Below are 23,801 nucleotides of genomic sequence, written 5' to 3'. Positions count from 1 at the left end.
CATGTTAAAAACCATGCGTAAACACGGTGTCACGCTGGCGCTGTTCGCGGCCGGTTCGACGGGCCTGACGGCGGCAATTAACCAGCTCACCAAGCACACTATCGACGAACAGGCTGAAAAGCAGCAAAACGCGTTATTCCAGCAGGTAGTTCCCGCTGACAGCTATAATAATGCGCTACTGAAAAGCTGCTTTGTGGTGACAGCACCGGAGCTCGGTAAAGGGCAACATAAAGTCTATATCGCGAGAATGGATGACAAACCGGTTGCAGCCGTGCTGGAAGCGACCGCCCCTGACGGCTACTCTGGTGCAATCCAGCTTTTAGTCGGTGCGGATTTCAACGGTACCGTGCTTGGCACCCGCGTCACGGAACATCACGAAACACCGGGGCTTGGCGATAAAATTGAATTACGCCTCTCGGACTGGATAACCTTCTTTGCCGGGAAGAAAATCAGCGGCACAAACGATGCCCTGTGGGCGGTGAAAAAAGACGGCGGCCAGTTTGACCAGTTTACCGGTGCAACGATTACGCCTCGCGCCGTCGTCAACGCCGTTAAGCGGGCCGGGTTGTATGCCGAAACGCTGCCAAACCAACTTTCGCAACTGCAAGCCTGTGGAGAATAAATCATGAGCGAGGTCAAAGAGGTTATTGTCCAGGGTCTCTGGAAAAATAACTCCGCGCTGGTCCAGCTATTGGGTATGTGTCCGCTGCTGGCGGTCACCTCCACCGCGACCAATGCCCTTGGTTTGGGTCTGGCAACCACGCTGGTGTTGACCCTGACCAACCTGGCAATCTCCAGCTTACGTCGCTGGACGCCGGCTGAAATTCGTATCCCGATTTACGTAATGATTATCGCCTCGGTGGTGAGCGCCGTGCAGATGCTGATTAACGCCTACGCATTTGGCCTCTATCAATCGCTGGGGATCTTTATCCCTCTCATCGTCACCAACTGTATCGTCGTAGGACGCGCCGAAGCGTTCGCGGCTAAGAAAGGCCCGGCACTGTCTGCACTTGACGGTTTTGCCATCGGCATGGGCGCAACCTGCACCATGTTCGTTCTGGGCTCTATTCGTGAGCTGTTAGGAAACGGGACGCTGTTTGACGGTGCCGACGGTCTGTTGGGGAACTGGGCTAAATCGCTGCGCGTTGAGCTCTTCCACACCGACACACCTTTCCTGTTGGCCATGCTGCCACCGGGCGCGTTTATCGGTCTCGGAATGCTGTTGGCTATCAAGTATTTGATTGATGAACGGACGAAACAACGTCGCGCCCAGGCCGTCGCGGCTGAAAACGTCGATGTTAATACGGCAGAGAAAGCCTGATGAATAAAGCCAAACGCCTTGAGATCCTGACCCGCCTGCGCGACAACAATCCGCATCCGACTACCGAACTGAACTTCAGCTCGCCGTTTGAACTGCTGATTGCGGTGCTGCTTTCCGCTCAGGCCACCGACGTCAGCGTGAATAAGGCGACCGCCAGGCTGTATCCGGTGGCCAATACGCCGCAGGCGATGCTCGATTTAGGCGTTGATGGCGTGAAGGAATACATCAAGACTATTGGGCTGTTTAACAGTAAGGCCGAAAACGTCATTAAAACCTGTCGGATGCTGCTTGAGCTGCACGGTGGTGAAGTTCCGGAAAACCGCGAAGCACTTGAGGCGCTGCCGGGTGTAGGGCGTAAGACGGCGAATGTGGTACTGAATACGGCCTTCGGTTGGCCTACCATTGCCGTCGATACCCATATTTTCCGCGTCTGTAATCGCACGAATTTCGCTCCGGGCAAGAACGTCGAACAGGTCGAAGAGAAGCTACTGAAGGTCGTTCCCGCCGAATTTAAGGTTGATTGCCACCACTGGTTGATTCTGCACGGACGTTACACCTGTATTGCCCGCAAACCACGCTGCGGCTCATGCATTATTGAAGATCTTTGTGAATATAAAGAGAAAATTGAGCTGTAGACCATTTTTTGCGGTGTAGCAAGTCCGCTCACCGCCTCCTCCCCTCGCGCTTAAGCCACGTTTAATCCCATATAATTATTCAGTATTTGGCATTTATAACGCTTATATACCGTTTTTACAGGTCAAACGTGTCATCGCTAGCGAAAATTTCTATACAATCGCTGACAAGATCATGCGAGCAACATAATGTTGCATTTATGTTTCTTTACAGGCAAAACACCTACATCATTGCATTGCAACATTTGCAAGGCACAAAACGATCAACCAGCATTTTTTAAGAATTCAGCCTATATCACTATATTTAAGCGCCATCAGCAGAAGATATGGTTACAATCCGGTTTTTACCGGCCGAAGATAGCATAATAAACCACCTATTTTTAAAGCATGAAATTTAACGCTGAATAACATTTATAAAAATGGTTAATTATACCAGCCAATTTATTTGTAACAGAGTATTGCAAAAGCCTTGTCTGAAAGCGCAGGATAGTGAACATTACTTCCCGTTTCCCTCCAGAATAACTATAAGGTGGATGCCAAAACGAGCACTCCGCCCAGTACACCCCCCAGTAATTGGGATGTAAATAAGAGGTATATGTGTCTACTGCAAACAATAAACCAACTGAAAGCGTGAGTTTGAACGCCTTCAAACAACCTAAAGCGTTTTATCTCATCTTCTCTATCGAGTTATGGGAGCGTTTTGGCTTCTACGGCCTGCAAGGCATTATGGCCGTTTACCTGGTTAAACAGCTGGGTATGTCTGAAGCAGATTCCATCACCCTGTTCTCTTCCTTCAGTGCGTTAGTTTACGGTCTGGTTGCTATCGGCGGCTGGCTGGGTGACAAAGTGCTGGGTACGAAACGCGTGATTATGCTCGGTGCCGTAGTACTGGCGATTGGTTATGCGCTGGTTGCATGGTCCGGCCACGACGCTGGTGTCGTGTATATGGGTATGGCGACCATCGCCGTGGGTAACGGCCTGTTCAAAGCCAACCCATCTTCCCTGCTTTCTACCTGTTATGCCAAAGACGACCCGCGTCTGGACGGTGCATTCACCATGTACTATATGTCCGTGAACATCGGTTCGTTCTTCTCTATGCTGGCAACACCATGGCTCGCGGCTAAATACGGCTGGAGCACGGCGTTCGCACTGAGCGTCGTCGGTATGCTGATCACCGTTGTTAACTTCGCTTTCTGCCAGCGTTGGGTTAAACAGTACGGTTCTAAACCTGACTTTGAACCGACTAACTACCGCAACCTGCTGCTGACCATCGTGGGCGTTGTATTGCTGGTGGCCGTTGCTACCTGGCTGCTCCACCACCAGGAAATTGCACGTATGGTGCTGGGCGTGATTGCGCTGGGTATCGTATTCATCTTCGGTAAAGAAGCCTTTGCAATGCAGGGTGCGGCACGTCGTAAGATGATTGTGGCCTTCATCCTGATGCTGGAAGCGATTATCTTCTTCGTTCTGTACAGCCAGATGCCGACCTCTCTGAACTTCTTCGCCATTCGCAACGTTGAGCACTCCATTCTGGGTATCGCGTTCGAACCGGAACAGTATCAGGCGCTGAACCCATTCTGGATAATCATTGGTAGCCCAATTCTTGCCGCTATCTACAACAAGATGGGTGACACTCTGCCAATGCCAACCAAGTTCGCGATTGGTATGGTGCTGTGCTCCGCTGCATTCCTGATCCTGCCGCTGGGTGCGAAATTCGCCACCGACGCGGGTATCGTTTCCGTTAACTGGTTGATTATCTGCTACGGTCTGCAGAGTATCGGTGAACTGATGATTTCCGGTCTGGGTCTCGCCATGGTTGCACAGCTGGTGCCACAGCGCCTGATGGGCTTCATCATGGGTAGCTGGTTCTTGACCACCGCCGGTGCAAACATCATTGGTGGCTATGTTGCTGGCATGATGGCAGTTCCAGAAAACGTAACCGATCCGGTGATGTCGCTGGAAGTCTATGGCCGCGTATTCCTGCAGATTGGCGTCGCCACTGCCGTTGTCGCTGTGCTGATGTTGCTGACCGCACCAAAACTGAACCGCATGACTCAGGACGATCCGAAGTCTGCTACAGACGGTGAAGCTGCTTCCGCGTAATGTCATCGGGAAACGAATAAATTTGGGCCGCTAACTTTCGTTAGCGGCTTTTTTTTTATCGACTCAAGCACTAACATACCTGCATATCCGCCAGCCGCCCTTCTGCTGATGGACCACAAAAATAACCGAAGTCTGAAGGAGTTACCCATGAAATTGTTCTATAAACCTGGCGCCTGTTCCCTGGCATCGCACATCACCCTACGGGAAAGCGGAAAAGATTTTTCGCTGATTGGCGTCGACCTTATGCACAAACGTATGGAAAACGGCGACGATTTTCTGAAGGTGAACCCGAAGGGCCAGGTCCCGGCGCTGCTGCTGGATGACAACACCCTGCTCACTGAAGGCGTGGCTATCATGCAATACATCGCCGACAGCGTCTCTGACCGCCAGCTGCTGGCACCGGTGGGTACCATTAACCGTTACAAAACGCTGGAGTGGCTGAACTTCATCGCCACCGAGCTGCACAAAGGCTTCACGCCGCTGTTCCGCCCGGACACGCCAGAAGAGTACAAACCAACGGTACGCGCGCTGTTGGATAAAAAGCTGGCTTACATTGACGAATCCCTGGCAGGCGCTCAGTGGATCAGCGGTTCACGCTTTACCATTGCCGATGCATACCTGTTTACCGTTCTGCGCTGGGCATTTGCCGTGAAGCTGGATATGGCGGGTTATAAGAATATCGCGGACTATATGGCACGTGTAGCTGCACGTCCGGCGGTAGCGGCAGCATTGGCCGCTGAAGGGCTGAAATAAGCGTTTAGCAAATATTGCGTATTTGCATTGCCCGGTGCGCATGGCGCTACCGGGCATTGTTCACGAACTTACAGACGCGTCGCGCTGAAGTCGTGTTCAGGTTTCGCAATCCTGTCCTGGGCCGCAACCACCTGCAGTTCGTACTCGCCCATCTCTTTCGTCGTCAGCATGATTTCATACACCGCCGCGGTAACGTGCTCCAGTGCATCACGCACCGAAGCCCCTTGCAGTAGTTTCACTAACAGCAAACCGCTGGTGACGTCACCAACGCCGACCGGATGACGTGAACCGAAATCAATCAGTGGACGGCTGATATGCCACGCTTCGACTGCCGTCACCAGCAGCATTTCGAAACGATCCGGGCTGTATCCCGCGCGCGCCAGGTGTTTCACCAGCACAATCTCCGGCCCCTGTGCAATCAATTCACGCGCCGTGAGCACTGCTTCATTGACATCCTTCACCGCGTGGCCGGAGAGGATCTCCAGCTCGATAAGATTAGGCGCAATGATGTCGCTTGCCGGAAGCGCATAGCGCTTATGGAACTCGGCCACGCCGGGTGCCACGATACAGCCTTTTTCCGGGTGTCCCATTACCGGGTCACAGAAATATTTCGCCTGTGGGTTCGCCGCTTTGACCTGACGGACAATACCCAGAATATGCTCGCCCTGTTCCGCTGACCCCAGATAACCGCTCAGGACGGCGCTACAACGCGATAACTGGTCGATGTCCGCAATCCCCTGAACAATCTCGGTCAGGTGCGCTGGCGGCATCACACAGCCGGTCCATTTACCGTATTGCGTATGGTTGGAGAATTGAACGGTGTTCAATGGCCAGACGTTCGCGCCAAGACGGCGCATAGGAAATTCGGCTGCACTGTTGCCCGCATGACCGAAAACAACGTGGGACTGAATGGCGAGGATGTTGTTCATTAGTTCTACTCAGACGACAAAAAAGAAGGGGGCGTAGTTTCCCACGCCCCCCTGTTTTGGAATATTACTTCCAGCAGATCAAACAGTAGTTTTTCTTACCACGACGTAACAGCGTGTAGCGACCAAACAAAATGTCGCCGTCGTTGAAGAAATACTCTGGGTCGGCCTGTTTTTCACCATTGATGGTGACCGCGTTAGATGCGATGGTTTTACGTGCCTGACCGCGAGACGGCTGCAGCTCGGAGTCCACCAGCGCCTGCATCAGGTCGGCGCCTTTTTCCATCTCAACCATCGGCACGCCATCCTGTGCAAGCTGCTCGAAGTCAGCTTCACTCAGCGCGCTCAGGGAGCCGCTGAACAGGCTTTCGGTGATGCGTTTCGCCGCCACCAGACCTTCTTCGCCGTGCACCAGACGAGTCACCAGCTCCGCCAGCACATACTGGGCGCGCGGGGCTTTACCGCTGTTTTTATCTTCTTCTTCCAGGGCATTGATCTCTTCAATGTCCATGAAGGTGAAGAACTTCAGGAAGCGATAAACATCGGCATCCGCGGTGTTAATCCAGAACTGATAGAATTTGTACGGGCTGGTTTTCTTCGGATCCAGCCATACTGCGCCGCCTTCGGTCTTGCCGAATTTGGTGCCGTCAGCTTTGGTGATCAGCGGAACGGTCAGGCCGAATACCTGATTCTGGTGCAGACGACGGGTCAGGTCGATACCAGAGGTGATGTTGCCCCACTGGTCGGAACCGCCAATCTGCAGCGCAACGCCGTGCAGTTTGTTCAGGCAAGCGAAGTCATAACCCTGCAGCAGATTGTAGGAAAACTCGGTGAATGAAATCCCCTGATCGTCACGGTTCAGACGCTGCTTAACCGCTTCTTTGTTGATCATCTGGTTAACAGAGAAGTGCTTACCGATATCGCGCAGGAAAGTCAGCACGTTCATGCCGCCAAACCAGTCGTAGTTGTTAGCGGCGATTGCCGAGTTGTCGCCACAGTCGAAGTCGAGGAACGGTGCAACCTGCTTACGGATTTTCGCAACCCAGTCCTGTACGGTATCTTCGGTGTTCAGTTTACGCTCGGCGGCTTTAAAGCTAGGGTCCCCAATCAGACCGGTCGCACCACCCACCAGCGCAACAGGTTTATGCCCTGCCTGCTGGAAGCGTTTCAGGCATAACAAAGGAACAAGATGCCCCAAATGCAAGCTGTCAGCGGTTGGATCGAAGCCGCAATAGAGCGCGATCGGGCCTTGCGCCAGTCGCTCTGCTAACGCTACCTCGTCCGTTACCTGGGCTACTAGCCCCCGCTCTTGCAGTTGTTTAATCAAGTTACTGCTTGCCATCAAATTCTCCATCTATATCCGACTGCACCTTTGCCGGTACACGACTTTTCGCCAGACGCGAAAGCCTTATAGAATAAAGCGCTGACGCATTCAGCGCTAGCGCTTAAGACAACAAATTTCAGCGTTTACGGGGCCAGGCGGTCAATTTTCCACGCGTCGGCTTCACGCTGGTACAAAAAACGGTCATGCAGACGGTGTTCACCGCCCTGCCAGAACTCCATTTGCTCGATGCTGACGCGGAATCCACCCCAGAAGCTCGGCAGCGGAACGTCGCCCTGCTGGAACTTTTGTTTCAACTCAAGAAACTTGCTTTCGAGGATCCCGCGAGCAGAGATGCGGCTGGACTGTTTAGAGACCCAGGCGCCAATCTGGCTATCGCGCGGGCGGCTGTGGAAGTATTTCATCACTTCAAGCGTCGACAGGCGCTCAGCTTTACCAATAACCATCACCTGGCGATCCAACATATGCCATGGGAACAGCAGGCTGATGCGCGGGTTCTGCTCCAGTTGATGTGCTTTGCGACTGCCCAGGTTGGTGTAAAACACCAGCCCTTTCTCGTCATAATGTTTAAGCAGCACAATGCGCTGATACGGTTGACCGTTTTCATCCACCGTTGCCACCACCATTGCCGTAGGATCGGCCAGACGTGCCTCACAGGCTTGTCCAAGCCAACGTTCGAAAAGCGGAAGGGGTTCATCAGGAAGATCGTGGCGACGAAGGCCGCCACGGGTGTATTCTCGGCGCAGATGCGCGATTTGCTGCAGATCTTCGTTATCAGACATGGCGTTTGAAATTGTAGTCAGTAGGTGGCGTTATTGTGCGCCGCCCGCCTGAAAATCTCAACGCTTGGGATTTTGTAACTTGCAGTTATTCAGCACGATATGGTCGCGTTTGTAGACCGTAGCCTCTTCACCTTTCGACCAGAACACGTAGATACCATCGGTATAGCGCGCGCCTGAAGCAGAGATGCCCTGAGGCAGATTCAGCTGCTGGTTGTCATAAACAAAGCTAACCTGCTGACGCGGGTTATTAAGTTGAACCGTTAACGGTTTTTCGTCGCACTGATATTCCAGCGTGTCGGTTTGCATACGTTCCATAAACTGGTTATAGGTGCTACAACCGGCAAGCATCAAAGGGATAACAGCAATAAGAAGTTTTTTCATTTTATTAGGCCTTTCGACATTCCTGGTCAAAGAGTGATTTTCACACTCCCGTTCAAAGTAAGTCTACAGGCCGATGGTAAAAGAAGATTTCAGTTAACTCTTATTATTCTGTGGGTTCGCGGGGAAAATGGCCCCTAAAACGGTAGCCTCTGACGCGCCGGTCACAGAAGGCAGGTTTCCCGGCTTGCCCGCCACCGTGCGCCAGGCAAGCCAGGCAAAGGCCAACGCTTCCATATCATCACCGCTAATACCATATTCATCGGTGGTGGTGACTTCCGTACCCGCCAGCAGCCCGGCAAGACGTGCCATCACCAGCGGATTGCGGCTTCCGCCGCCGCACACAAGTAAACGGTCGCAGCCACCGCTTAGCAGCACCTGTTCACTGATAGTGACCGCCGTGAGCTCCGTCAGCGTCGCCTGTACGTCCTGCGGCCGCAGCCCAGGATAACGCGAGAGGAATTGCGCCAACCAGCCGTAGTTAAAGTATTCACGCCCGGTGCTCTTCGGTGCCGGAGCGCTAAAATACGGGTCGCTCAGCATATCCTGCAAAAGCGGCAGTATGACCTTACCTTCGTTAGCCCACTCGGCGTCTTTGTCGTAGGGCTTGCCAAGGCTGCGCCAGATCCATGCATCCATCAGCATATTGCCCGGCCCGGTATCAAAGCCCCGTACCGGCTGACCAGGAACCAGCAGGGAGAGATTGGCAATACCGCCGATGTTAAGGATCATTCGCCGTTCGCTCTCATGGGCCAGCAGCGCCTGGTGAAACGCAGGAACCAGCGGTGCACCCTGCCCGCCAAGCGCCATGTCGCGCCGGCGGAAATCCCCCACGACGCTAACACCGGTGCGAGCAGCGATAATATTATTGTCACCAATTTGCATCGTATGCGGCGCATCGCTCTTCGGCTCATGCCAGACCGTTTGCCCATGGCAGCCGATAGCGACGATATCCTGAGCCTTGAGATGCTCCTGGGACATCAGTGCGATAATGGCATCGGCAAACAAATTACCCAACCGATTGTCGAGTTGGCCAAGCTGCGAGAGCGTTAGCGGCTGCCCCTGACAAATGGCCAGTACCGCTTCTTTAAGCGCAATGGGAATGGGCCACGACAGGCTGGCAAGCTGCGCCACTCTGCTTTCATCAATGGCCGCGAGTACCACGTCTACGCCATCAAGACTGGTTCCCGACATCACGCCAATATATCGCCCGGATTTCATACGCCGTCCTTAGTCACTTTTGCAGGGTTAACACTCCAGCATAAAGTGGCACGTAATGCTATTAACTAATAATGTTTTTTAACAATATACCTTCAGCACGGCTATTCCCGGTGACCCAACATTTTGTCTTGCGTTTAGCGTTGGTTAAGCCAGGGCGGATTATTCTTTGCGAATAAATGCGGAGTATATGACCGCGTCGTTCAAATACCATATAATTGTTCAGTAGGGATGCTCATGAGGGCAATTCTGGTGAACTGGAGATTCATAATGATGTTACGCGTGTTGGCTGTTTCAATGATTGGTTTATCCCTGGCTGGATGTGTCAACAGTAGCGGCCTGTCCGGCGATGTTTACTCTGCCTCTGAAGCGAAACAGGTACAGAACGTGACTTACGGTACAATTGTCCACGTACGTCCTGTTCAGATTCAAGGTGGTGACGATAGCAACGTTATCGGTGCTATCGGTGGTGCAGTACTCGGTGGTTTCCTGGGTAACACCGTCGGTGGTGGTACCGGGCGTTCTCTGGCTACCGCAGCCGGCGCAGTGGCGGGCGGCGTAGCTGGCCAGAGCGTTCAGGGTGCAATGAACAAAACCCAGGGCGTCGAACTGGAAATTCGTAAAGATGATGGCAATACCATCATGGTAGTCCAGAAACAGGGCGATACCCGTTTCTCTGCAGGCCAGCGCGTCGTGATGGCGAGCAATGGTAGCCAGGTGACCGTTTCCCCACGTTAAGACTCCCGGTGTACGTGGTTTTTATGACCACGTACACTTTTTCATGACATCTCGCATTACCTTATTCCCGCCTTTCATCATTGCTATATTCATATGATGAATATATAAAAGCTATTTATCCCTGCTATTATTTGCGCATAAACAATATTTCTTTACAGATAGTCAAGTAAACTATTATGCATATAGGGCCAGGACGCCCAAAGCGACAGCGCTTAGTGTAAATAGGATACATATATGCTCTTAAAATTCCCTTTGCGACGTTTTTTGATTTATCTCGCCATTACTCTCATTGGGGCTTTTGTCCTGAACCATTTATCTAATACTTTCATACGTCATGTCCCAGCAATAGCCCCTATTTTATTTCCGACGCTGACTATTTTTTTGATGGTATTCCATAGCATGATCGCCGTGTTTATGATCATGAAGTATGCATGTGATAAACGTCAGCTATTTTTGATGCCTATCGCCTGCGCATTCACCTCCTCGGCGCTGCTGATGCTCGGAACGTTAAACAGCTATCCCGGGTGGTTTTTATGTGGCGGGTTGAATAAAACTAATTACAATGATGCGCTGATCTTTTTCTCATTCCGCAACATTCTGATGGCTATCCTATTCGTGACGTCTGTCATTCTGTATGCGATCCGCAAGTGGCAGATGCACAGCCGCGCAATACATTTAGCTATCTTAACTATTATTGTTTCTTTTAGTCTGGCAGCAATGTACCTGGCCTGGTTATATTCAAGCAATAATTTGGCGCTGCATGTCGATTTTATTGATAATATTACGTTTAGATATACGCATATCTGGAAAGAAACATTTATCTGGACTCTCATAGGGATCTGGATAGTCACCCTGCTAATCATTTTGCTCGTAACGCAATTACGTAATGTATTCTGGTATAGCGGTGCATTTTTTTGCTCCTGCTATATATTTACGCTGTTGGTGCTGATGGCCGGAGAAAACGTCGCCAGCTACAGTTGGTATCAGGCGCGTTTATTTGAAACCATCTCGACGCTGTTCTTGATCTTCGTGTTGTTCTGCGATGTCTTCACGCTGTATCGTCAGTCCAACGCCAAGTATCTTGATTCATACCAGAACTCCATCCGCGACCCGTTAACGCAGCTGTATAACCGCAGTTATTTCTATGACTCATTCACCGCCCTGCTACCCGCTGTTGCCAGCGGCCAACCGGTTTCGGTTATCGTCAGCGATCTCGATCACTTCAAACGTATCAACGACAGATATGGACATTTGCAAGGCGATAAGGTCATTCAATTTGTCTCCAACATTCTGAAAAACTCCGTGCGCCAGAACGACGTCGCTGCGCGTATTGGCGGTGAAGAGTTTGCGCTCCTGCTGGTGAATACGTCTTCGGAGGTGGCGCACTCTATTGCCGAACGTATCCGCCTGCTGATTAGCCAGCACGATGGAGAAAGCAGCGACAATCAACTTCCTGAGCCGGTAACGATCAGTATGGGGGTATTTACCGCGGTCGATATGTCAGTACCCGTTGAAGAGTGCGTCCGACGGGCGGATGAAGCAATGTATCGCGCCAAGGCGGCTGGACGTAACCGGGTTGAGGTGTGGCAGAGGTAGCCGGAAATGAAAAAACCCGCGAGTTCGCGGGTTTTATGTATCAGTCGCGTGACTGCAGTTCGATGATATTGTGTTCCAGCTTAAGGATAAGCCGGGTCAGCATCCCGAGTTCTTCAGCAGAGATCCCTGCCAGGATATCGCCGCGAGTGTGACTAATCACCGCTTCCATCTCCTGAATCAGCGGTTCCGCTTTCTCAGTTAACTTAATACGCTTGGCGCGACGGTCACTGGCACAGGTCTGGCGAGAAATCAGTCCCTTCTCTTCCAGTTGGTCCAGGGTCCGTACCAGAGACGGCTGCTCAATGCCGATCGCTTTAGCCAGTTGGATTTGCGACTGTTCGGGTGGTAGCTGATGAATATTATGCAGCGTAACCCAGTGCGTCTGCGTCAGTTCCAGAGGTTTGAGGCGATGGTCAATCAGAGCACGCCATATGCGCACCAACCGTGCCAGATCAGAACCTAATGGCGATTCCAATTTCATCTCCTTATAATTAGCTTGCTAAGTTATTATACTGATTTTAGAATAGTGTGCAGTATTTAAATTAGCAAAACAAATGAATTGCCACGTGCACTTAAACCAGACCCATGGATTACACTGTTACAAACCATGTATATTTATTTCAAAAGAAGTCACATTTTCTGTTCATAACACATTAATTATAAAGGATTTCTTTTTGTGACATTGAATCTTTATCGCCCAGGACTACCACTACAAGATCTTGTAGTCGGTGCTTCAATTTATTTTCCCCCATTATTCAAGGCCGTCCTGCTTGGTTCCCTGTTTTGGCTAATTATCCACCGCTGCCTACGAGACTGGATGTATGCCGGTGACATTTGGCATCCATTGTTGATGGATCTCTCTTTCTTTGCGCTCTCGGTATGCCTTGCGCTGATGATTTTGGTTTGGTGGTAATGTAATCCGATGAAAAAAATAAAATATTTCTCAACGCTTCTCATTGCTGCGCTCGCCATTCTCGCCGTCTGGCTGGTGTGGAATTACTATATGCAATCACCGTGGACCCGCGACGGTAAAATTCGCGCGGAGCAGGTTGATATTACTCCCCAGGTTTCAGGCAGTATTCTGGCGCTCAACGTCCGCGACAACCAGTTCGTGAAGGCCGGTGACGTGCTGTTTCAGATTGACCCGACGCCATGGCGTATCGCCCTCATGAACGCCGATGCCAAACTTGCAAAAGCGCATTCAGAGCTTTCACGTGCCAGCCATGAAGCCGCACGCCGCAAGGGGCTTTCGGCAAATTTCATTTCCGCTGAGGATCTGGATGCGGCCAATATGGCGATGAAAGCAGCGCAGGCCAATTTTGACGCAGCCAGGGCCGAACAAGAACATGCGCGCTGGCAGCTAGACCAAACGGAAGTTAAAGCACCCGTTGATGGCTGGGTCACTAACCTGACCACTCGCATAGGCAACTATGCCGCTATTGGTCATCCGGTTTTCGCCCTAATAGACAGCCACTCCTTCTACGTCGTGGGCTATTTTGAAGAGACTAAACTGCGCCATATTCGCGAAGGCGACCGCGCCGACATCGTTTTATACAGCGACAACAAAAAGTTACAGGGTCACGTATCCAGTATTGGCCGCGCGATTCACGATCAGAGCCTTGCTACCGACGGCACGCTGGTTGCGGATATCAAACCCACCATTCCCTGGGTGCGGCTAGCACAGCGCGTACCGGTACGCATTGAATTTGACTCACTGACGGCGGATACGCTGCTCGTCGCCGGGACCACCTGCACCGTCTCTATTCTCGGTGACAAGCCATGATCCTGCCCGCTTTGACCTGGAAATCTTTGCCCTGGGTTAAAGCCACGCCAGCGCAGTGGCGCTATGCGTTACGTAACGCCATTGCCATGTGTCTGGCGCTCAGCATTGCCTACGGGCTGAATCTTGATGAGCCATATTGGGCCTTGACGTCGGCCGCCGTGGTCAGTTTTCCTACCGTCGGCGGCGTTATCAGTAAAAGCCTCGGGCGTATTGCCGGTAGCCTGCTCGGTGCCAGCGCCGCGCTACTCATCGCCGGACACACGCTGACTGAACCCTGGTTATTTTTATTTGCCATGTCAGGCTGGCTAGCTTTCTGCACCTGGGCCTGCGCGATGTACACCAATAACGTCGCCTACGCTTTCCAGCTAGCGGGTTACACCTGCGCAATTATTGCCTTTCCCATCATTAATGCCGTTGATGCGACCCAACTGTGGGAAATCGCCCAGGCCCGCGTTTGTGAGGTCATTGTCGGAATACTGTGCGGTGGCCTGATGATGATGATCCTGCCCAGCACCTCCGACGGCAGCGCCCTATTGACCGCGCTGAAAAATATGCATGCGCGTTTACTCGAGCACGCCAGCTTACTGTGGCAGCAGGTGACAACCGATGCCATGCGTACCGCTCATCAAAGCGTTATCAGCCAGATCCTGACCATGAATCTGCTGCGTATTCAGGCCTTCTGGAGCCACTATCGGTTACGTCGGCAGAATACGTTGCTCAACTATCTCCTTCACCAACAGCTACGCCTGACTAGCGTTATTTCAAGCCTACGCCGCCTGATGATGAACTGGCCCGACGCACCAGAGAATATTCGTCCAGTACTGGAGGAATTGCTCCCGGCGCTAGCCAAACCCAACTGCGATGCTTATACCGTTGCCCGCATCATCGCTCCGCTGGCACCGCGTGATCCGCAAAATTATCGCCACCACGCCTTCTGGCATCGGCTGCGTTATTTTTGCCGCCTCTACCTCACCACCAGCCATTGGTTACAACGGCTGGAAAATGCCACCGCGGTGACCGAGTTTTCAGTCCCCGCAGCCCCCGCGCTGATGCGCCATACCGATCACATCGAAGCCGCATGGAGCGGGATGCGTACTTTCTTCGCCCTGGTGAGCGTGGGCGCGCTCAGCATTAGCACCCAATGGGAGTCCGGTGCGGCAGCGTTAACGCTCGCCGCCATCTGCTGTGTGCTCTATTCCAACGTGCCGTCGCCGTTTAGTTCACTTACCCTGTTGATGCGTACGCTGATCCTGCTGTCCATTTTCAGTTTTGGCGTGAAGTTTGGCCTGATGGTGCAAATCAGCGAGCTGTGGCAGTTTATGTTGTTCTTATTCCCGCTGCTGCTGACCATGCAGTTACTTAAGCTGCAAATCCCTAAACAGGCCAGGCTGTGGGGCTCGCTGATCGTCTTTATGGGCTCATTTATCTCCGTCACCAACCCGCCGGTTTATGATTTCGCCGGTTTTCTCAACGATAACCTGGCGAAAATCATCGGCGTAGGCCTGGCATGGCTGGCCTTTGCCGTACTGACGCCCGGTTCCGATGCCCGTAAGAGCCGCCGCCATATTCGGGCGTTACGGCGTCACTTTGTTGACCAATTGAGCCGGCATCCTGCCAACAGTGAGCATACGTTTGAATCATTGGTTTATCATCATGTTAGCCAACTCAGTACCAGCCAGGACGAACAGGCACGGCGTTGGTTGTTGCGTTGGGGAGTGGTGCTGCTCAACTGTTCACACGTGGTGTGGCAGCTACGCGAATGGGAAGCGCGTTCTGACCCGCTTTCGCAGGTCCGCGACATGTGCATCAGTCTGTTACGGGACGTCATGAGTGAACGCGGGGTACAGCAACGGCCGCTGGCCGCGACGTTGCTGGAGCTTCAACGCATTTGCGACACGCTCTCTCACCATCATCAACCGGCGGCGCGCGAGCTGGCGTCTATTTTGTGGCGGCTGTATTGTTCGCTTTCACAGCTTGAGACCGCGCCGACGCCCGGTACGCTAACCGAACAGACGGCCTAAAAGAAGAAGAGATGCAGGCGGATGTTTCCGCCTGCATTACCAAGATTACGGGACGTCGTATCCCAATGCGGCTTTACGAATGCGGAACCACTGCTGGCGGGTCATATCGAGCGACAGAGCAACAATCGCCGAGCGTACACGCTCAATTTTCCCGGAACCGATAATTGGCAGCGGCTGCGACGGCAGGCGCATCACCCACGCGTACACCACTTGCTCGATGCTCCCCGCGTTCAGCTCATTCGCCACCTTCGCCAGCTCATCGCGTAACGGCTGGAATTCGTTAGCATTGAACAGACTACCGCCGCCAAGGCAAGACCAGGCCATCGGATGAATGCGCAGTTGCTGAAGCTGGTCCAGCGTACCGTCGAGGATCGTCGGCTGGTGAATTGGGGAGATTTCGACCTGGTTGGTCGCCAACGTGAACGGTAAACGTGATTGCAGCAGCGCGAACTGCGCAGAGGTAAAGTTAGAGACGCCGAAGTGGCGCACTTTCCCGCTCTGGTGCAGCGTCAGAAACGCCTGAGCCACCTCATCGGCATCCATCAACGGGTCCGGACGATGGATCAGCAGCAGATCGAGCACATCGGTCGCCAGATTGCGCAACGACTGCTCGGCGCTATGAATGATGTGGTTGCGATCGGTAATGTAGTGCCCAAGCGCATGCTCAGGTTTAGCGGTCGTTGCAATGCCACATTTGGTGACAATTTCCATGCGCTGGCGCAGGTGCGGTGCGAGCTTCATCGCTTCACCAAAGGCGGCTTCGCATTGATAACCGCCGTAGATATCCGCATGGTCAACGGTTGTCACGCCAAGATCGAGATGCTCTTCGATAAAGCTCACCAGTTGGCGCGCGGACATGTTCCACTCCATCAAACGCCAGTAGCCCATCACGAAACGCGAGAATTCCGGGCCCTGCGGCGCCAGGGTAATACGCTGAACCATAACCACTTCCTCAATAAATAATTTGCATCGAGTATACGCATTTTTGCGCTTAAAACAGTGAGGGTTGCTGAGGTTCTTCAGCGTCAGGCGCTTTGCCTGCGCGTAATTTGCGCAGCAAACGCTGACGGCATAGCCGCAGAACGTCCTGTTTTTGCGCATCGCTCATTGTTTGCCAGCTAAAGCGCTCATCGCGGCTCCGAAAACAGCCGCGACAAAACCCGCGCTCATCCGACTGACAGATGCCCCGGCACGGACTTTGAACCGGGAAAAACTCCAGTTGCTCCGCCACGTTAGCCCCCTTTTACCTCGTGATACTCTCATTGAAGACGTTTAATCGACCGGGCGCAACTTTTCTCCACCATCGTGCGCCTCAGGCATCATTTTCAAAAATTCGGTTGCATTAGACCAATCGGTCTATTACAGTGCGTTCCATGAGCAAATCAATTGAACATGATACCCGTGAACACATTCTGGCAACCGGCGAGCGTCTTTGCATGCACCGGGGCTTTACCGGAATGGGTCTGAGCGAACTGCTGAAAACGGCGGAAGTCCCGAAGGGATCGTTCTATCACTATTTCCGTTCAAAAGAGGCGTTTGGCGTGGCGATGCTGGAACGGCACTTTGCCGATTACCATCTGCGTCTGGTTCAGCACTTTACGCAAGGTGCCGGTAACTACCGCGACCGCCTGCTGGATTACTACCAGCACACGCTCACCCAGTTTTGCCAGCAGGGATTGATTAGCGGGTGTTTAACCGTAAAGCTCTCGGCTGAAGTGTGCGATCTTTCCGAAGATATGCGCGCTGAAATGAATAAAGGTGCCAACCAGATTATGGCTCTGCTGGCACAAGCGCTGGAAAATGGCCGCCGTGAAGGTTGCCTGAAGTTTATCGGTGAGGCCGACGCCACCGCACAGGTTCTTTACTCACTGTGGCTCGGTGCAAATTTGCAAGCCAAAATGGCTCGCAGCTCTGCCCCGCTCGAAAGCGCGCTGACGCATGTCAGGAATCTGATTTCCGCGCCGGACTAATCACCGGCGTTTTTATTTATTATACCACTAGACGACCGGTCTACTCAGGAGTCACCATGTCGCAAGAAAAACTGTTTACCCCACTGAAAGTGGGTGCGGTTACCGCCCCGAACCGCGTGTTTATGGCCCCGCTGACACGTCTACGTAGCATCGTCCCGGGCGATATTCCTACTCCGCTGATGGGCGAATACTACCGCCAGCGCGCCAGCTCCGGTCTGATCATCTCCGAAGCAACCCAGGTCTCTGCTCAGGCCAAAGGCTACCAGGGCGCACCGGGACTGCACAGCCCGGAACAAATCGCCGCATGGAAGAAAATTACCGCTGGCGTACACGCTGAAAACGGCCGTATCGCCGTACAGTTGTGGCACACCGGGCGTATTTCCCATAATACCCTGCAGCCAAACGGTGAAGCACCGGTCGCGCCATCCGCACTCAGCGCGAATACCCGCACCTCCCTGCGCGATGAAAACGGCCATGCCATCCGCGTAGATACCTCTATGCCGCGTGCGCTGGAAACCAGCGAAATTCCGGGTATCGTTAACGATTTCCGTCAGGCTATCGCCAATGCCCGCGAAGCTGGCTTTGATCTGGTTGAGCTGCATTCTGCTCACGGCTACCTGCTGCACCAATTCCTGTCCCCTTCTTCTAACCATCGTACCGACCAGTACGGCGGCAGCGTAGAAAATCGCGCGCGTCTGGTGCTGGAAGTGGTTGATGCCGGGATTAAAGAATGGGGTGCCGATCGTATTGGTATCCGCGTTTCCCCAATTGGCAGCTTCCAGAACGTCGATAACGGCCCGAACGAAGAAGCCGATGCGCTGTATTTAATTGAAGAACTGGGCAAACGCGGTATTGCTTACCTGCATATGTCCGAGCCAGACTGGGCTGGCGGCGAACCGTACAGCGAAGCGTTCCGTGCAAAAGTCCGCGCCCGTTTCCATGGACCGATTATCGGTGCCGGCGCCTACACGCCGGAAAAAGCCGAAGATCTGATCGAAAAAGGTTTAATCGATGCCGTTGCCTTTGGCCGCGCATATATCGCCAACCCGGATCTGGTTGCCCGCCTGCAGCATAAATCCGAGCTGAACCCACAGCACCCGGAAAGCTTCTACGGCGGCGGCGCGGAAGGCTATACCGACTACCCTACGCTGTGATCCTTCATTGATAGCGGCGGTCATCCGCCGCTATACTAGGACATTATTCATAAGTTAGGACGAGGGATATCATGCGTTTACTGCATACCATGCTGCGCGTTGGCGACCTGCAACGCTCCATCGAGTTTTACACCAACGTGCTGGGCATGAAGCTGCTGCGTACCAGCGAAAATACCGAATACAAATACTCTCTGGCCTTCGTCGGTTATGGCGAAGAGAGTGACGAAGCGGTTATCGAGCTGACCTATAACTGGGGCGTGGATAAATATGACCTCGGCACCGCCTATGGCCATATTGCCCTGAGCGTGGACAATGCTGCAGAAGCCTGTGAGCGCATCCGTAACAACGGTGGCAACGTCACTCGTGAAGCGGGCCCGGTTAAAGGCGGCACGACGGTTATTGCCTTCGTTGAAGATCCTGACGGCTACAAAATTGAGCTCATCGAAGAGAAAGATGCCGGTAAAGGTCTCGGCAACTAACTCTCCCACGGGTGCCATCAGGCGCCCGTTTTTTTCTCCCGCGTTTCCAAGCCGCGGCAAAATTTGCCATAATGCGCGCTACTTTTTCTAAGTTAAGAGATTCAGATGTCCGACAATGCGCAGCTTAATGGTCTATGCGACCGTTTTCGTGGGTTTTATCCCGTGGTTATTGATGTTGAAACCGCTGGATTCAATGCCAAAACGGATGCACTGCTCGAAATAGCAGCAATCACGTTGAAAATGGATGAGCAAGGCTGGTTGATGCCGGACACGACATTACATTTCCACGTTGAGCCGTTTGAAGGGGCCAACCTGCAGCCGGAAGCACTGGCGTTTAACGGTATCGATCCGAACAATCCGTTGCGCGGTGCGGTCAGCGAATACGATGCGCTGCATGCGATTTTCAAGATGGTACGTAAAGGTATCAAAGACAGCGACTGCAATCGTGCCATCATGGTGGCCCACAATGCCACGTTCGATCATAGTTTTATGATGGCTGCCGCCGAGCGCGCATCGCTCAAACGCAACCCGTTCCATCCTTTTGTCACCTTCGATACCGCCGCGCTGAGCGGTCTTGCTTTAGGACAAACCGTGCTGTCGAAAGCCTGCGCTGCAGCCGGGATGGACTTTGATGGCGCTCAGGCCCACTCGGCGCTGTACGATACCGAGCAGACGGCGATTCTGTTTTGCGAAATCGTCAACCGCTGGAAACGCCTTGGCGGCTGGCCGCTGCCTATAGCCGAAGAATAAATGGTGTAAAAAAAGCGACCTTCGGGTCGCTTTTTTGTTTCTGCCTGGAGGCATATCACGCCCGGCATCGTGACGCGAAGCCGGGACAGCGATTATTCTGCTTTTGGCTCTTCGGTGTTGTACTTCGCCGCAGTCTCTTTGATCAGAGGCTGCAGTTCACCGCGCTGGTACATTTCAATGATGATGTCACAGCCGCCTACCAGCTCGCCATCAACCCACAGCTGCGGGAAGGTCGGCCAGTTGGCGTATTTTGGCAGTTCAGCACGGATATCCGGGTTCTGCAGGATGTCGACATAAGCGAAGCGCTCGCCGCAGGCAGACAGTGCCTGAACCGCCTGAGCGGAGAAACCGCAGCTTGGCAGTTTCGGGGAACCTTTCATGTACAGCAGGATTGGGTTTTCAGCGATCTGGCGCTGAATTTTTTCAATTGTCTCGCTCATTATCTTGCTTCCTCAAACTTCTTTTTACGACAGTAGTCTGCCATTGTAGCGTTTCAGACCCTGAACAGAAAATAACATTTTGTTCACGCTTTACTATTTTATCGTCTGATGCGTTAAGTTGCTTTATAAATGTGTCTTTATCGGCAACAAGCGGAAAATCCTGCTCAATTTTTAACTCAATATGTATCAATTGATGTTTTTTTTTGCAGTTGCTAACGAAACAACGTTTTAGACATAAAAACACTATTAACATTTCGTGTTTTTATGGATTAGAATCGTTGGGTTTTGAAAATCATACTCAGGCACGGATGTTTAGCCTGCATACTCAGAGGGTTGTTCAGTGGCGCAGATAAAAAAATGGTCGTTCACGCTCTGTGCATTGCTGTTTACATCGTTATCTTTCACGCCGTTGGCGCATGCTACAGGGCATGCCAAAACACCGACGGCGCAGAAGTCGCTTCCTGTAAAAGGCAGTGAACGTAAGAAAAAAAATACGGACAGTAAATCTAACGCGAAGAAAAAAACCACCGCTGCCGTTGCTAAAAAGAAACCAACATCCGCAGTCGCTAAAAAAACAGCCTCTGCCACCCGGAAAACCACCTCATCTCGTACCGCCAAAGCCAGCAAGAAAGGCAGCGCGCTTAAAACCGCCAATATCGTGACCACCTGCAAACCAGCACGTAAAGGCCACAAAAAATCTTGCACCACCAGCCCAGTTGAAAGCCAACCGACAACCATTGCCCAGGCGCACAAAGTTCGCGTACAGAAAGCGCAGAAAACGGCAATGAATAAACTGATGGGACAGCTCGGTAAACCATACCGCTGGGGCGGGAACTCACCGCGCACCGGCTTTGATTGCAGCGGTTTGGTTTATTACGCTTATAAAGATTTGGTGAATATTCGCATTCCGCGCACCGCTAACGAAATGTATCACCTGCGCGATGCCCGTCCGGTTGACCGTGGTGAACTCGAAAGCGGCGATCTGGTGTTCTTCCGTACCCGTGGTCGCGGCACCGCCGATCACGTAGGTGTGTATGTCGGCAACGGTAAGTTCATTCAGTCTCCACGTACCGGTCGCGATATTCAAATCACCTCGCTGAGCGAAGATTACTGGGTACGCCACTACGTTGGCGCTCGCCGCGTCGTTACCCCGAAGACCATTCGTTAAACACTTACCCCGTTTGTTAATAAACGGGGTAAGCTTATCTTTTATCTCACCTTTTAATTTGCTACTCTATCCATACTCAATGCAAGGTTATTGGGTATACAAACTATAATAAGGAGAGTAGCAATGTCGTTCGAATTACCTGCATTACCGTATGCCAAGGACGCTCTGGTTCCACATATCTCCGTGGAAACGCTGGAGTATCATTATGGTAAACACCACCAGACTTATGTCACTAACCTGAACAACCTGATCAAAGGCACCGCATTTGAAGGCAAAACGCTGGAAGATATCGTGCGTACCTCTGAAGGCGGCGTGTTCAACAACGCGGCTCAGGTTTGGAACCACACCTTCTACTGGAACTGCCTGGCGCCAAACGCCGGTGGCGAACCAACTGGCGCCGTGGCTGAAGCTATTAACAAAGCGTTTGGTAGCTTCGCTGAGTTTAAAGCGCAGTTTACCGATGCCGCTGTCAAAAACTTCGGCGCGGGCTGGACCTGGCTTGTGAAGAAAGCAGACGGCTCCCTGGCTATCGTTTCGACCTCTAACGCGGGCACTCCGCTGACGACCGACGCTACGCCTCTGCTGACCGTTGATGTGTGGGAACATGCTTACTACATTGACTACCGCAACGCGCGTCCAAACTATCTGGAGCACTTCTGGGCTCTGGTGAACTGGAAGTTTGTTGCTGACAATCTGGCGGCATAAGCCACGATCATCTGCGTCATCCGATGATAAAAAAAGCAGAAGGTTAACCTTCTGCTTTTTCATTTTTACTGGCTGACAACCGCCTCTTCGCCCCGGCTGCGGCTACTGAAGAAGACCACCAGCAGCGCCAGACCGGCGACAATCGCCCCCATCACCGGTACAAAACTGTAGCCCAGACCACCGGAAATCACCGCACCACCGGCTACCGCGCCCAGCGCATTGCCGAGGTTGAACGCGCCAATATTCACCGATGACGATAGCCCCGGCGCTTCATGCGCCACGCGCATCACCCGCATCTGTAATGGTGGAACGACTGCGAAAGTTGCCGCACCCCACACCACCATACTGACAGCCGCCCCAATCTGCGTTTGCGCAAGGAATGGGATTGCCAGCATAATCACCATCAACAGCAGCAGGAAGCCTTTCAGCGTACCGCTCACCGACCGGTCAGCGAACTTGCCGCCCAAATAGTTACCAATTGAGAAGCCGACGCCAATTAACACCAGCATCAGGGTAATAAAACCTGAAGTCGCATGCGTAATACTGTGCAGAACCGGTGAGATATAGGTGTAGAGGGTGAACATCGCCCCCGCACCCAGCACGGTGGTAAGCAGCGCGGAAAGCACCTGCGGGCGCACCAGAACCGACAGTTCACGTTTAACATCCGGCTTTTCCCCCGCCCCACCTTTCGGCAGAGACAGCCACAGGCTCGCGATTGCAATCACCCCAAGACCCGCTGTAGCCAGGAACGACATTCGCCAGCCAATGGTTTCACCAAGCCAGGTTGCTGCAGGCACACCGCCAATATTGGCAATCGTCAGCCCCATAAACATGGTGGCGACCGCGCTGGCCTGCTTATGTTTTGGCACTACGCTTGCCGCCACAACCGATCCCAGACCGAAGAACGCTCCGTGGTTGAGACTGGTGATAATGCGCGACAGCATCAGGGTGGTATAGTCCGGCGAAATAGCCGACAAGACGTTGCCCAGCGTAAAAATGGCCATCAAGAAGATCAGAGCGTTACGACGGCCGCGATGGGACAACAGCAGCGTCATCAGCGGCGCACCGACCATAACCCCTACCGCATAGGCGCTGATCAGCATTCCGGCCGCCGGGATGGAGACGTCAACGCCTTTCGCAATAACGGGCAGCAGACCCATCGGTGAGAACTCTGTGGTACCAATACCAAAAGCCCCGATAGCTAACGCTAGTAAGGGAAAGTTAATTTTCATGCAATGACTCCGTTTAGCCGCAGTCTGGGCGCGGCCTGGCAACATAGTGCAAAAGCATGACATCAATCACAGAAAAACAGAAGTGTACAAAACTGCAAAAGATTATTGCGAAATGAGTAACAATCAGTCGTGAGGGAGCGGATGCCCCCTCACTGGGGAATTAATGCAAAACAGCGGTAAAACCTGCAGCGACGATCAGAGCCAGCGCAATAACAGTCGTACAGAGAGACAGTTTAAGATCGGTACTCATCAATTTTTCTCCTTTTGATTACCACAGTAAAACTGCGTTTAATCATTTTTGCACAGTTAA

27 protein-coding genes are annotated in these 23,801 nt (G+C 52.6%); 16 read left to right on the top strand and 11 right to left on the bottom strand.

Annotated features, from left to right (window positions below; translation table 11 throughout):
* Position 1: 1 nt before the first annotated feature.
* The 5 genes from rsxG (at position 2) to gstA (ending at position 4,809) form a co-directional block, all read left to right on the top strand.
* Positions 2-622 (top strand): electron transport complex subunit RsxG, encoded by a 621-nt coding sequence (gene rsxG, locus LZ634_RS05685; protein WP_234502912.1) that lies wholly within the window; start codon positions 2-4, stop codon positions 620-622.
* Between the two features lie 3 nt (positions 623-625).
* Complete coding sequence (locus LZ634_RS05680) at positions 626-1,321, top strand: electron transport complex subunit E (RefSeq protein ID WP_234502910.1); 696 nt, start codon at positions 626-628, stop codon at positions 1,319-1,321.
* Positions 1,321-1,956 (top strand): endonuclease III, encoded by a 636-nt coding sequence (nth, locus tag LZ634_RS05675; RefSeq protein WP_234502908.1) that lies wholly within the window; start codon positions 1,321-1,323, stop codon positions 1,954-1,956. The genes LZ634_RS05680 and nth overlap by 1 nt, the downstream gene beginning before the upstream one ends.
* A gap of 594 nt (positions 1,957-2,550) precedes the next feature.
* The gene (gene dtpA / locus LZ634_RS05670) at positions 2,551-4,056 is read left to right on the top strand and encodes a dipeptide/tripeptide permease DtpA (protein ID WP_234502907.1); all 1,506 of its coding nucleotides are present in this window, start codon (positions 2,551-2,553) and stop codon (positions 4,054-4,056) included.
* Positions 4,057-4,203: 147 nt separating this feature from the next.
* The gene (gene gstA / locus LZ634_RS05665) at positions 4,204-4,809 is read left to right on the top strand and encodes a glutathione transferase GstA (protein WP_234502906.1); all 606 of its coding nucleotides are present in this window, start codon (positions 4,204-4,206) and stop codon (positions 4,807-4,809) included.
* Positions 4,810-4,877: 68 nt separating this feature from the next.
* Here the strand turns inward: gstA and pdxY are convergent, their stop codons facing one another.
* The 5 genes from pdxY to anmK form a co-directional block, all read right to left on the bottom strand.
* On the bottom strand, positions 4,878-5,738 hold the full coding sequence (pdxY, locus tag LZ634_RS05660; RefSeq protein WP_234502905.1) for a pyridoxal kinase PdxY: 861 nt from the start codon (positions 5,736-5,738) through the stop codon (positions 4,878-4,880).
* 64 nt (positions 5,739-5,802) lie between these two features.
* Positions 5,803-7,077, bottom strand: a complete 1,275-nt coding sequence (gene tyrS / locus LZ634_RS05655; protein WP_234502904.1) for a tyrosine--tRNA ligase — start codon at positions 7,075-7,077, stop codon at positions 5,803-5,805.
* Positions 7,078-7,202: 125 nt separating this feature from the next.
* Positions 7,203-7,859: a pyridoxamine 5'-phosphate oxidase gene (gene pdxH / locus LZ634_RS05650; protein ID WP_234502903.1), complete on the bottom strand. Its 657-nt coding sequence runs from the start codon at positions 7,857-7,859 to the stop codon at positions 7,203-7,205.
* Positions 7,860-7,916: 57 nt separating this feature from the next.
* Entirely contained in the window at positions 7,917-8,240 is a 324-nt protein-coding gene (gene mliC / locus LZ634_RS05645; RefSeq protein WP_234502902.1) for a C-type lysozyme inhibitor, read from the bottom strand.
* A 93-nt stretch (positions 8,241-8,333) separates the two neighbouring features.
* The gene (gene anmK / locus LZ634_RS05640) at positions 8,334-9,458 is read right to left on the bottom strand and encodes an anhydro-N-acetylmuramic acid kinase (protein WP_234502901.1); all 1,125 of its coding nucleotides are present in this window, start codon (positions 9,456-9,458) and stop codon (positions 8,334-8,336) included.
* Positions 9,459-9,725: 267 nt separating this feature from the next.
* Between anmK and slyB the strand changes: the two genes are divergently transcribed.
* Together slyB and LZ634_RS05630 are read left to right on the top strand one after the other, a co-directional pair.
* Positions 9,726-10,193 carry an outer membrane lipoprotein SlyB gene (gene slyB, locus LZ634_RS05635; protein WP_234502900.1) on the top strand — a complete coding sequence of 156 codons (468 nt, stop codon included), beginning with the start codon at positions 9,726-9,728 and terminating at the stop codon, positions 10,191-10,193.
* A 234-nt stretch (positions 10,194-10,427) separates the two neighbouring features.
* The gene (locus LZ634_RS05630; protein WP_265178885.1) at positions 10,428-11,789 is read left to right on the top strand and encodes a GGDEF domain-containing protein; all 1,362 of its coding nucleotides are present in this window, start codon (positions 10,428-10,430) and stop codon (positions 11,787-11,789) included.
* Between the two features lie 40 nt (positions 11,790-11,829).
* On the opposite strand, the gene slyA is transcribed toward LZ634_RS05630, so the two are convergent.
* Entirely contained in the window at positions 11,830-12,270 is a 441-nt protein-coding gene (gene slyA / locus LZ634_RS05625) for a transcriptional regulator SlyA (protein ID WP_234502898.1), read from the bottom strand.
* Positions 12,271-12,465: 195 nt separating this feature from the next.
* Here slyA and LZ634_RS05620 point away from each other — a divergent pair, with 195 nt between their 5' ends.
* Genes LZ634_RS05620 through LZ634_RS05610 form a run of 3 tightly spaced genes read left to right on the top strand, consistent with a single transcriptional unit; the run spans position 12,466 to position 15,593 of the window.
* Positions 12,466-12,702: a DUF1656 domain-containing protein gene (locus LZ634_RS05620; protein WP_234502895.1), complete on the top strand. Its 237-nt coding sequence runs from the start codon at positions 12,466-12,468 to the stop codon at positions 12,700-12,702.
* A gap of 9 nt (positions 12,703-12,711) precedes the next feature.
* Positions 12,712-13,572 (top strand): HlyD family secretion protein, encoded by an 861-nt coding sequence (locus LZ634_RS05615; RefSeq protein ID WP_234502893.1) that lies wholly within the window; start codon positions 12,712-12,714, stop codon positions 13,570-13,572.
* Complete coding sequence (locus LZ634_RS05610; protein ID WP_234502891.1) at positions 13,569-15,593, top strand: FUSC family protein; 2,025 nt, start codon at positions 13,569-13,571, stop codon at positions 15,591-15,593. The genes LZ634_RS05615 and LZ634_RS05610 overlap by 4 nt, the downstream gene beginning before the upstream one ends.
* A 45-nt stretch (positions 15,594-15,638) precedes the next feature.
* Here the strand turns inward: LZ634_RS05610 and LZ634_RS05605 are convergent, their stop codons facing one another.
* The gene (locus LZ634_RS05605) at positions 15,639-16,535 is read right to left on the bottom strand and encodes an aldo/keto reductase (protein WP_234502889.1); all 897 of its coding nucleotides are present in this window, start codon (positions 16,533-16,535) and stop codon (positions 15,639-15,641) included.
* A 49-nt stretch (positions 16,536-16,584) separates the two neighbouring features.
* A complete protein-coding gene (locus LZ634_RS05600; protein WP_234502887.1) occupies positions 16,585-16,824 on the bottom strand; it encodes a DUF1289 domain-containing protein in 240 nt (79 codons plus the stop codon).
* Between the two features lie 142 nt (positions 16,825-16,966).
* On the opposite strand from LZ634_RS05600, the gene LZ634_RS05595 reads away from it, so the two are divergent.
* The 4 genes from LZ634_RS05595 to rnt all read left to right on the top strand — a co-directional run bounded on the left by LZ634_RS05595 (position 16,967) and on the right by rnt (position 19,946).
* A complete protein-coding gene (locus LZ634_RS05595; protein ID WP_234502884.1) occupies positions 16,967-17,563 on the top strand; it encodes a TetR/AcrR family transcriptional regulator in 597 nt (198 codons plus the stop codon).
* A 56-nt stretch (positions 17,564-17,619) separates the two neighbouring features.
* Complete coding sequence (locus LZ634_RS05590) at positions 17,620-18,717, top strand: alkene reductase (protein WP_234502882.1); 1,098 nt, start codon at positions 17,620-17,622, stop codon at positions 18,715-18,717.
* A gap of 71 nt (positions 18,718-18,788) precedes the next feature.
* Positions 18,789-19,196 carry a lactoylglutathione lyase gene (gloA, locus tag LZ634_RS05585; protein WP_052281539.1) on the top strand — a complete coding sequence of 136 codons (408 nt, stop codon included), beginning with the start codon at positions 18,789-18,791 and terminating at the stop codon, positions 19,194-19,196.
* Positions 19,197-19,301: 105 nt separating this feature from the next.
* Positions 19,302-19,946 carry a ribonuclease T gene (rnt, locus tag LZ634_RS05580; RefSeq protein WP_234502880.1) on the top strand — a complete coding sequence of 215 codons (645 nt, stop codon included), beginning with the start codon at positions 19,302-19,304 and terminating at the stop codon, positions 19,944-19,946.
* Between the two features lie 92 nt (positions 19,947-20,038).
* On the opposite strand, the gene LZ634_RS05575 is transcribed toward rnt, so the two are convergent.
* Positions 20,039-20,386 (bottom strand): Grx4 family monothiol glutaredoxin, encoded by a 348-nt coding sequence (locus LZ634_RS05575; protein WP_052281541.1) that lies wholly within the window; start codon positions 20,384-20,386, stop codon positions 20,039-20,041.
* Between the two features lie 340 nt (positions 20,387-20,726).
* Between LZ634_RS05575 and LZ634_RS05570 the strand changes: the two genes are divergently transcribed.
* Both LZ634_RS05570 and sodB read left to right on the top strand, forming a co-directional pair.
* A complete protein-coding gene (locus tag LZ634_RS05570; protein WP_234502879.1) occupies positions 20,727-21,554 on the top strand; it encodes a C40 family peptidase in 828 nt (275 codons plus the stop codon).
* A gap of 123 nt (positions 21,555-21,677) precedes the next feature.
* Positions 21,678-22,259, top strand: a complete 582-nt coding sequence (gene sodB, locus LZ634_RS05565; protein WP_234502878.1) for a superoxide dismutase [Fe] — start codon at positions 21,678-21,680, stop codon at positions 22,257-22,259.
* 65 nt (positions 22,260-22,324) lie between these two features.
* Here sodB and LZ634_RS05560 read toward each other — a convergent pair whose 3' ends face one another.
* Together LZ634_RS05560 and LZ634_RS05555 are read right to left on the bottom strand one after the other, a co-directional pair.
* Positions 22,325-23,491: an MFS transporter gene (locus LZ634_RS05560; RefSeq protein ID WP_234502877.1), complete on the bottom strand. Its 1,167-nt coding sequence runs from the start codon at positions 23,489-23,491 to the stop codon at positions 22,325-22,327.
* A 160-nt stretch (positions 23,492-23,651) separates the two neighbouring features.
* Complete coding sequence (locus LZ634_RS05555) at positions 23,652-23,741, bottom strand: YnhF family membrane protein (protein WP_112205134.1); 90 nt, start codon at positions 23,739-23,741, stop codon at positions 23,652-23,654.
* Between the last annotated feature and the right edge of the window lie 60 nt (positions 23,742-23,801).

The sequence above is a fragment of the Kluyvera intermedia genome, assembly GCF_021440345.1.
GTDB classification, from domain to species: Bacteria; Pseudomonadota; Gammaproteobacteria; order Enterobacterales; family Enterobacteriaceae; genus Kluyvera; species Kluyvera intermedia_A.
The sequence above is the reverse complement of the archived record's forward strand: the minus strand, read 5'-3'. Positions and strand labels throughout refer to the sequence as shown.

Excerpts from the sequence above, each read along its gene's own strand:
- rsxG (WP_234502912.1), top strand. The coding sequence starts at position 2 with ATGTTAAAAACCATGCGTAAACACGGTGTCACGCTGGCGCTGTTCGCG.
- LZ634_RS05680 (WP_234502910.1), top strand. The coding sequence starts at position 626 with ATGAGCGAGGTCAAAGAGGTTATTGTCCAGGGTCTCTGGAAAAATAAC.
- nth (WP_234502908.1), top strand. The coding sequence starts at position 1,321 with ATGAATAAAGCCAAACGCCTTGAGATCCTGACCCGCCTGCGCGACAAC.
- gstA (WP_234502906.1), top strand. The coding sequence starts at position 4,204 with ATGAAATTGTTCTATAAACCTGGCGCCTGTTCCCTGGCATCGCACATC.
- pdxY (WP_234502905.1), bottom strand. The coding sequence starts at position 5,738 with ATGAACAACATCCTCGCCATTCAGTCCCACGTTGTTTTCGGTCATGCG.
- tyrS (WP_234502904.1), bottom strand. The coding sequence starts at position 7,077 with ATGGCAAGCAGTAACTTGATTAAACAACTGCAAGAGCGGGGGCTAGTA.
- pdxH (WP_234502903.1), bottom strand. The coding sequence starts at position 7,859 with ATGTCTGATAACGAAGATCTGCAGCAAATCGCGCATCTGCGCCGAGAA.
- mliC (WP_234502902.1), bottom strand. The coding sequence starts at position 8,240 with ATGAAAAAACTTCTTATTGCTGTTATCCCTTTGATGCTTGCCGGTTGT.
- anmK (WP_234502901.1), bottom strand. The coding sequence starts at position 9,458 with ATGAAATCCGGGCGATATATTGGCGTGATGTCGGGAACCAGTCTTGAT.
- slyB (WP_234502900.1), top strand. The coding sequence starts at position 9,726 with ATGATGTTACGCGTGTTGGCTGTTTCAATGATTGGTTTATCCCTGGCT.
- LZ634_RS05630 (WP_265178885.1), top strand. The coding sequence starts at position 10,428 with ATGCTCTTAAAATTCCCTTTGCGACGTTTTTTGATTTATCTCGCCATT.
- slyA (WP_234502898.1), bottom strand. The coding sequence starts at position 12,270 with ATGAAATTGGAATCGCCATTAGGTTCTGATCTGGCACGGTTGGTGCGC.
- LZ634_RS05615 (WP_234502893.1), top strand. The coding sequence starts at position 12,712 with ATGAAAAAAATAAAATATTTCTCAACGCTTCTCATTGCTGCGCTCGCC.
- LZ634_RS05610 (WP_234502891.1), top strand. The coding sequence starts at position 13,569 with ATGATCCTGCCCGCTTTGACCTGGAAATCTTTGCCCTGGGTTAAAGCC.
- LZ634_RS05605 (WP_234502889.1), bottom strand. The coding sequence starts at position 16,535 with ATGGTTCAGCGTATTACCCTGGCGCCGCAGGGCCCGGAATTCTCGCGT.
- LZ634_RS05595 (WP_234502884.1), top strand. The coding sequence starts at position 16,967 with ATGAGCAAATCAATTGAACATGATACCCGTGAACACATTCTGGCAACC.
- LZ634_RS05590 (WP_234502882.1), top strand. The coding sequence starts at position 17,620 with ATGTCGCAAGAAAAACTGTTTACCCCACTGAAAGTGGGTGCGGTTACC.
- gloA (WP_052281539.1), top strand. The coding sequence starts at position 18,789 with ATGCGTTTACTGCATACCATGCTGCGCGTTGGCGACCTGCAACGCTCC.
- rnt (WP_234502880.1), top strand. The coding sequence starts at position 19,302 with ATGTCCGACAATGCGCAGCTTAATGGTCTATGCGACCGTTTTCGTGGG.
- LZ634_RS05575 (WP_052281541.1), bottom strand. The coding sequence starts at position 20,386 with ATGAGCGAGACAATTGAAAAAATTCAGCGCCAGATCGCTGAAAACCCA.
- sodB (WP_234502878.1), top strand. The coding sequence starts at position 21,678 with ATGTCGTTCGAATTACCTGCATTACCGTATGCCAAGGACGCTCTGGTT.
- LZ634_RS05560 (WP_234502877.1), bottom strand. The coding sequence starts at position 23,491 with ATGAAAATTAACTTTCCCTTACTAGCGTTAGCTATCGGGGCTTTTGGT.
- LZ634_RS05555 (WP_112205134.1), bottom strand. The coding sequence starts at position 23,741 with ATGAGTACCGATCTTAAACTGTCTCTCTGTACGACTGTTATTGCGCTG.